The organism is Leptolyngbya sp. FACHB-36 (genome assembly GCF_014695955.1).
Taxonomy (GTDB): Bacteria; Cyanobacteriota; Cyanobacteriia; order Leptolyngbyales; family Leptolyngbyaceae; genus FACHB-36.
In genome coordinates this window covers 20,758-27,472 of record NZ_JACJPG010000334.1, presented here as the reverse complement: position 1 = coordinate 27,472, position 6,715 = coordinate 20,758, and the positions used below count along the sequence as shown (strand labels likewise).

The window sequence follows — 6,715 nt, the reverse complement described above, 5'->3', positions numbered from 1 at the left end:
GTACCCCTACTCCAACGGCTGCAAGCTGTTTGAGCAAATGCGCGAAGGTCCAGGACGGCGCCTGTTTCCTCCGCAGGGCGTGCCCAATCTACCGCTGATGTATGGAATTGTTGTAGGTAAGGCGGCTAACCAGCCTCATTGAGAGGCGGCTCGATCGTGCGTCAGAAAGGGGACATCCACCACATCCGCTTCTGCCTCGCCGATGTGCACCTTCAGTCCTGCCCCACCCGCTTTGGTGCGAATGTACGCCAAGCCAAACGAGCCGTGCTCGGTATTCGTTTGGCTGGTTAGCACACCAACCTTCTCGTCGCCTAGCGTGACAATCGTTCCGGGTGCGGCTGTTGCAGTTAGGCGTACGCCCCAAAGCTGCTGCTTCACACCCTTGTAGGTATCTAGCCGCGCGATCGTTTCCTGCCCGATGTAGCAGCCTTTGTTGAATGAGAGCGTCTGCCACAGTCCGGCTTCCAGCGGGTTGTAGTCCTCAGTGAGTTCGCGATCGGGCAGGGGTCGCCCCTGCTCTACGCGCAGATGCTCCCACGCACGATCGCCGAACGGTACTGCGCCTGCCTGAACTAGTGCTTCCCACACCAAAGCAGCCTTGTCACTCTCCAGAATTATCGTGTAGCCCAGCAGCGCTAGCCCGTTCCCTACGGCAATGCGAACCTGCTGTCCCGCTAATTCAACAACCTGATGGCTAGATTCCGGTTGACCCAGCAAACTTCCAGCCCCTAGCCGCTCTAGCAGACGATCGCTCTCCGGTCCAATCACGCTAAAGGCGATCGTTTGTGCTGTGATGTCAGAAAGCGCTACATTGTCGCCAAAGAAAATGTAGCGATCGAGCCATGTCAGCAGCGTTTCGCGCCGATTTGGAGACACCAATAGCAGCACCGAATCTTCTAGCACGTACGCGGTTGCCAAGTCGATCGTTCGCGCCGTTGACGTTACAAACACGGTGTCGCAGCCTTGCCCCGGCTGCAAGCGCTTAAAGTCGTTGGTGCTCTGATTGTGCAAAAAAGCAAGGCGGTCGGCTCCGGTCACCTGAAGGCATCCCCAGTGAGAGCGATCGTAGACTGCTACACTCTGCCGCGCGGCTTGCACGGCTGCTGCATCGTTCCCAAAGCTGGAGAGCACGCCGGACTCAACCACTGCACCGCTTTGTTTTTGGGCTTCCCGCAACGCTTCTGTCATACCTACCCCGCTGGACGATTCTTTGCGTAATATACAACTTCGATGCCGCGAAGGTCGGTACTCATCTTCTCAAACTGCATTCCTAGCTTTTCCATAACTCGAATCGAGCGGTGATTCGCGGGCTGAGCGATCGAGACGATACGTGACAGGTTTAATCGATTAAATCCATCCGCCATTGCTGCCTGAGCCGATTCGGTTGCAAATCCTTTTCCCCAGTACTCCGGAGCCAACCACCAACCAATTTCAATTTCTTGGTTGAAAGGCTGTAGTCCACAGAAGCCCATAAACGCCTGCGTCATCTTGTCGATTAATACCCAGTTACAGAACTGGTAGTTCGTGTACAGAAAGATCTGTTTCTCGATCCACTGCTGAATTCTGTCGTCTGACCAGAGTGCTCCAGTGCCAATGAACTGCATCACTGTGGGATTTGTGGCGATCGCTTTAAAGGCATCAAAGTCTTTAAGAGACCACTCGCAAAGAAAAAGCTGCTCCGTTTCCAAAACGATGCCGTCCATAAAACTGTAGCTTTAGAAAGGGTTTATTCAGGTGCGATCGTGCCGTTGGAATCTCGATCGGGCAGCGCGGCGAAAATCCTCTCTACAATCTGCTGAGTCTTCTCATCCAGGCGGTTCCAGTCCACATCTCCGGTTTCGTCGAACAAGCTGGAATCAATTTCTACAGGGAGGGTCTCAGTTTGACTGGATGCGTGAGCCGTACCGCTGTCGGCATCGTAGTTCTGGAAGCAAATTTGATAGCACAGTTGCCACAAATCAACACTCACCTGCTGATCTTGATGCTTCAGGGTTAGATGGTAGCCAGGATAGGGCGTTGGTAGTTGCGCGAGCGATCGCTCAATTCCGTCTACTTCTTCAGCGGGGGCAGTCTTCAGTCGTTCCTGTAGCTGCATCACCTGCGCTTTGTCTGCATCGCTGATGCCCTCAGACCACACAGGTACTTCCTCGTAGCTGCCTTTCCAAGTCGATTCGTCGAGCTGTTTTCGGACGTTGTCAATCAGGCGAATGAATGCAGGCTGCATTAGCTGCTCAGCTCGCTGCCAGGAAGACATATCCCGAAACTTGGGCATGATCACAGGACGATTTGTATCTAAAGCAACATATTACGGTAGCTGACTTGAATCAATTACTCAAGGTTTTGTAACAAAACTGTAAAGTGTCACGTTGGACGACCGTCGCTCACGATCGCTCAGCAGCCATCTCAAATCGCTCAAAGCCCTGTGACCACCAACTCTTGTAATAATCCACGATTTTTGCCACACCTTTGCATCAAAAACATCTATCTAAAAAGTGGCATAAGTTCGTCATGCAAGTTCAATTAACTTAATAAACTGGGGTAGTATTAAAGACGTAGGTACAAATCCTCATCGATTGACTACAGCTCCACTAGCTTATTACGGCTCCACTGGCTTATTCTGTCAAGGAAAAATTCTGTGGTAATAGTGAACGATCTCAATCCTCATGCTAGCTACACACCGAGATCGATCGCTGCTTCCATTGCTCAGTTATCAACTGCAAGCGCGTCTGGTTCGTCCAGTCCTCCACTTGAGATAGGTGGGCTTCTTTGCGGATTAAGCAGGATTGCTGCATCGCCCATACATATAGCAATCTGACGCTTTTGCTCCCACGACCCTTGTAACTCAAGATGAGCACACAATTTCCTTGGTTAACGACAATTACCTTGCTGCCCCTGGTAGCCTCTCTACTGATTCCGGTTCTACCAGACAAGCAGGGCAAAACTGTCCGCTGGTACGCTTTTGGTGTCGCGTTCGCTGATCTTGCTTTAATCGTGTACGCCTTCTGGCAAAACTACGACCTGCAAGATCCTGCATTTCAACTGACCGAGACGATCACTTGGGTACCGCAACTAGGCTTGAACTGGTCCCTCGCTGTAGACGGCATCTCGATGCCTTTAGTGGTGCTAGCGGGTCTAGTCAGCACGCTCTCGATTCTGGCATCCTGGCAGGTGACCCACAAGCCGCGCTTGTTCTACTTCCTGATGCTGGCAATGTACAGCGCCCAGATCGGGGTTTTCTGCGCTCAGGATATCCTGCTGTTCTTCCTGATGTGGGAGCTAGAGCTGGTTCCGGTCTACATTTTAATTTCTATCTGGGGTGGTCCAAAGCGTCTGTACGCTGCCACGAAGTTCATTCTTTACACGGCGATCGGCTCGGTCTTTATTCTGGTTGCCGCGCTTGCAATGGCATTCTACGGTGGCAATGTCACGTTCAATCTGCACGAGTTAGGTCTGAAAGACTATTCGCTGACGTTTGAACTCTGCGTCTACGCTGCGCTGATTCTTGCCTACGGCGTCAAGCTTCCAATCTTCCCATTGCACACCTGGCTGCCCGACGCACACGGTGAAGCGTCAGCTCCCGTATCGATGATTTTGGCAGGTGTGCTGCTGAAGATGGGCGGCTACGCAATCATCCGCATGAACGTTGAAATGCTGCCGGATGCACACGCTTACTTTGCTCCGGTCCTAGCGATTCTTGGCATCGTCAACATTATCTACGGTGCGCTAGCGTCCTTCGCGCAGCGAAATCTGAAGCGTCGCATGGCATACTCTTCGATCTCCCACATGGGCTTTGTGCTGCTGGGTATCGCCTCCTACACCGAACTGGGTCTTAGCGGCGCGGTGCTGCAAATGGTGTCCCATGGACTGATTGCTGCCGCACTGTTCTTCCTGTCGGGCGTCGCCTACGATCGCACCCACACCCTAGCTCTGGATAAAATGGGTGGTCTTGCAAAGTCAATGCCTACGGTGTTCGCACTGTTCACGATCGGCTCGATGGCGTCTCTTGCGCTGCCCGGAATGAGCGGATTCGTCAGCGAACTCGCAGTGTTCCTCGGCTTTGCCACGAGTGATTCTTACACGTCGGTCTTTAAGGTGGTCGTTGTGCTGCTGTCGGCAGTGGGTCTGATTCTGACTCCGATCTACCTGCTGTCGATGCTGCGGGAGATGTTTTACGGGCAAGAGAATCCGGAATTCAAAGGACATGTTTTCCTGGATGCCAAGCCGCGTGAGGTGTTTATTACCGCCTGCCTGCTGCTGCCAGTCATTGGCATCGGTCTGTATCCCAAACTGCTGACCCAGACCTACGATGTGAAGACGGTGCAAATTGCGGTACAAGCGCGGAATGCGGTATCGACGATCGCTCGTCAGCCGCTCGACCTAACGCAAGTGTCTGCGGCACCGGCACTGTCAAATACAGCGAGTCGTGATCTGCTGGGCGTTGTGAAATAGCTAGTGCACTAGCTACCCATCTCAAGTTCATGCAGCCTGGACGCGATCGCATCCAGGCTGTTTGCGTAAGGGACCGGGACCGCTATCCTTTAACCCCGCTGCCAGATTCGGTCGGCACAATGTAGCGCTGCATCACGATAAAAAACAGCAAGATCGGAGCGATTGAGATTACCGAGCCAGCGGCAATGGCTCGCCAGTCTAGCGAAAATGTTCCGGCTAAGGTGGCTACACCCAGTGGCAGCGTGTAGTATTCTGGGCGGTCCAGTACGATGAGGGGCCAGAGAAAATCGCTCCAAGAGCCAATGAAAACAAAAATTGCCAGCGTCACCAACGCGGGACGAATCGACGGCAGCATCACATACCACCACAGTCCCAATTCCGAGCAGCCATCGATTCGAGCGGCTTCTTCCAATTCCTTCGGCACGCCCTGAAACGCTTGCCGCAGCAGAAAAATGCCGAATGCCGAGGCGATCGCGGGAAAGATAACACCGAGGTAGGTGTTGCGTAACCCAAGCTGCACTGCCAGCACGTACAGCGGAATCATCACAATCTGAAACGGAATCATGATTGTCGTGACGATCGCCGTGAAGATGACTTCGCGCCCTCGAAACTGCAAACGTGCTAGCGGATACGCTGCCAGCGCGCAAAACAGCAGATTCAACCCCACAGTCAGGACAGCGATCAGCGTGCTGTTAAACAAATAGCGCCCGAACGGATTTGTTTGCCATACGTTGACAAAATTTTCCAGCGTTGGCTGGGCGGGTAACAGCCGTGGGGGAAACTGAAACAAGTCTTCCGTCGGCGACTTCAATGCGGTGCTAATGAGCCACACGAGGGGAATCAACATCACCACCGCGATCGCGCTCAACAGGGCATACATTCCCACACTGTTCCAACGGTTTGATGCGTGCTTCATGCCAATACAGCTACCTAGCGTGAGCGATCAGCTACTAGCTTATCGGAGTTGAGAGCATCCCACTCGTTCGGATAATTGGCAACTGGGTTATTGGGACGTTTGAGGAGCAGGAACAGCCGAGGACGTGGGGGGGACTGTCGGGCGATCGACGGCAATCTCGCTCAACGCCCGCTCCAGTTGGGCCTGCTGCTGGAGCCGCTCGGTAGACGACACCAGACCACTCAAGCCATTCACGAGATTGCGGAGATTGTCGCGAAATGCTGGATCGCCCGTCAGTTCGTCTAAATCGGCAGTAATCTTTTGCACGTTTTGGAACGTGACTCTGGCAGAGTCGAGGGTCTGCTGCAGCACCAGCACGTTTGATGGATTGTTGAGCGATCGCGAGATGTCGCGAAAATCAGCGGATGCTTGTGCCGCGTTAGCAGACAGCGTTTCCAAATTTTGCAGCAGCGCTCCTTGCTGCACGCGGTCCACCACTGGCGTCAGCCCAGTTACGGTCGATCGCAGTTGCGTCGTAATTACATTAATGTTGTTGAGCGTTGAAACGAGTGAGGAGCGGTTGGTTGCCAATAGCTCATTCGCCTGAACAGCAGTCAGCCCAAACTGATTCGCGGCGGAACTCACCGCTTGGGCAGACTGTGAAAACGTCCCAATTTCCCGCTGAACTTGCTTTGCAACGACGCTGAACTCACGGGTCAGCTTCGTTACTTCAGCCGCGGCTTCGGCGCTGTTCTTTGCGACCGCGTTAATGTTGTTCGTAAGCGCGGGGTCGCTGTAGGTGTTGGCAAAGCGGATGGTGGCGCGAACCAGTTCATCGACGCTGACGCCAACTTGCCCCGGCAAACGGGACTTATCGCAGACAATCAGCGAGCGATCGCAATTTGGGTCCAGCGGTTTTCCTGCTACAGGAGCCGTTAATTCTTTGGTTGGGGTAAGGTCGATCGACGCTTCGCCCAGCAGCCCCGACTGATTCGCCTGCACCAACACCGCCTTGGGAATAACCAAGTCGGCTGGAGACAACTCAGCTTCCACCTCAACGCCGTTCGGTCCCGGTCGAGTGCTCGTGATTCTGCCCACTGCCACCCCGCGATAGCGCACTTGGGTTCCCGACTGCATGCCAGCAACATTGGCAAATTCAAAGATTACTTTGAAGCTGCGGTTGCCGAGAGTCAATCCCCGCAGCCACAGAATTAGCCCCGCAAATAGCGCGAGTCCTAGCAGAATCAGCAGACCTACCGAGCCTTCTCGAATCGTTCGCGATCGCATTGTTTTCCCCCACAGCTAAGACCCAGTTTAACCGCGCCTACTACATGCAAAGCCAGCTCAGGACAAGCTTCTCATACTTAATAA

General features: G+C 53.6%; 6 protein-coding genes. 1 reads left to right on the top strand and 5 read right to left on the bottom strand.

Going from position 1 to position 6,715, the window contains the following annotated elements; genetic code table 11:
* Positions 1 to 135: 135 nt before the first annotated feature.
* From H6F43_RS09530 to H6F43_RS09520, 3 genes are read right to left on the bottom strand one after another with little or no spacing between them, the layout of a single operon-like run.
* Positions 136 to 1,188 (bottom strand): folate-binding protein YgfZ, encoded by a 1,053-nt coding sequence (locus H6F43_RS09530; RefSeq protein ID WP_190342550.1) that lies wholly within the window; start codon positions 1,186 to 1,188, stop codon positions 136 to 138.
* Positions 1,189 to 1,190: 2 nt separating this feature from the next.
* Entirely contained in the window at positions 1,191 to 1,703 is a 513-nt protein-coding gene (locus H6F43_RS09525) for a GNAT family N-acetyltransferase (RefSeq protein ID WP_190342549.1), read from the bottom strand.
* A gap of 23 nt (positions 1,704 to 1,726) precedes the next feature.
* The gene (locus H6F43_RS09520; protein ID WP_190342548.1) at positions 1,727 to 2,272 is read right to left on the bottom strand and encodes a hypothetical protein; all 546 of its coding nucleotides are present in this window, start codon (positions 2,270 to 2,272) and stop codon (positions 1,727 to 1,729) included.
* 575 nt (positions 2,273 to 2,847) lie between these two features.
* Here H6F43_RS09520 and H6F43_RS09515 point away from each other — a divergent pair.
* On the top strand, positions 2,848 to 4,449 hold the full coding sequence (locus H6F43_RS09515) for an NAD(P)H-quinone oxidoreductase subunit 4 (protein WP_190342547.1): 1,602 nt from the start codon (positions 2,848 to 2,850) through the stop codon (positions 4,447 to 4,449).
* Between the two features lie 82 nt (positions 4,450 to 4,531).
* Here the strand turns inward: H6F43_RS09515 and H6F43_RS09510 are convergent, their stop codons facing one another.
* Positions 4,532 to 5,365 carry a carbohydrate ABC transporter permease gene (locus H6F43_RS09510; RefSeq protein ID WP_190342546.1) on the bottom strand — a complete coding sequence of 278 codons (834 nt, stop codon included), beginning with the start codon at positions 5,363 to 5,365 and terminating at the stop codon, positions 4,532 to 4,534.
* A gap of 87 nt (positions 5,366 to 5,452) precedes the next feature.
* Positions 5,453 to 6,631, bottom strand: coding sequence for an MlaD family protein (locus H6F43_RS09505; protein WP_190342545.1), 1,179 nt, complete (start codon positions 6,629 to 6,631; stop codon positions 5,453 to 5,455).
* Positions 6,632 to 6,715 lie beyond the last annotated feature (84 nt).

Excerpts from the sequence above, each read along its gene's own strand:
- H6F43_RS09505 (WP_190342545.1), bottom strand. The coding sequence starts at position 6,631 with ATGCGATCGCGAACGATTCGAGAAGGCTCGGTAGGTCTGCTGATTCTG.
- H6F43_RS09515 (WP_190342547.1), top strand. The coding sequence starts at position 2,848 with ATGAGCACACAATTTCCTTGGTTAACGACAATTACCTTGCTGCCCCTG.
- H6F43_RS09520 (WP_190342548.1), bottom strand. The coding sequence starts at position 2,272 with ATGCCCAAGTTTCGGGATATGTCTTCCTGGCAGCGAGCTGAGCAGCTA.
- H6F43_RS09510 (WP_190342546.1), bottom strand. The coding sequence starts at position 5,365 with ATGAAGCACGCATCAAACCGTTGGAACAGTGTGGGAATGTATGCCCTG.
- H6F43_RS09525 (WP_190342549.1), bottom strand. The coding sequence starts at position 1,703 with ATGGACGGCATCGTTTTGGAAACGGAGCAGCTTTTTCTTTGCGAGTGG.
- H6F43_RS09530 (WP_190342550.1), bottom strand. The coding sequence starts at position 1,188 with ATGACAGAAGCGTTGCGGGAAGCCCAAAAACAAAGCGGTGCAGTGGTT.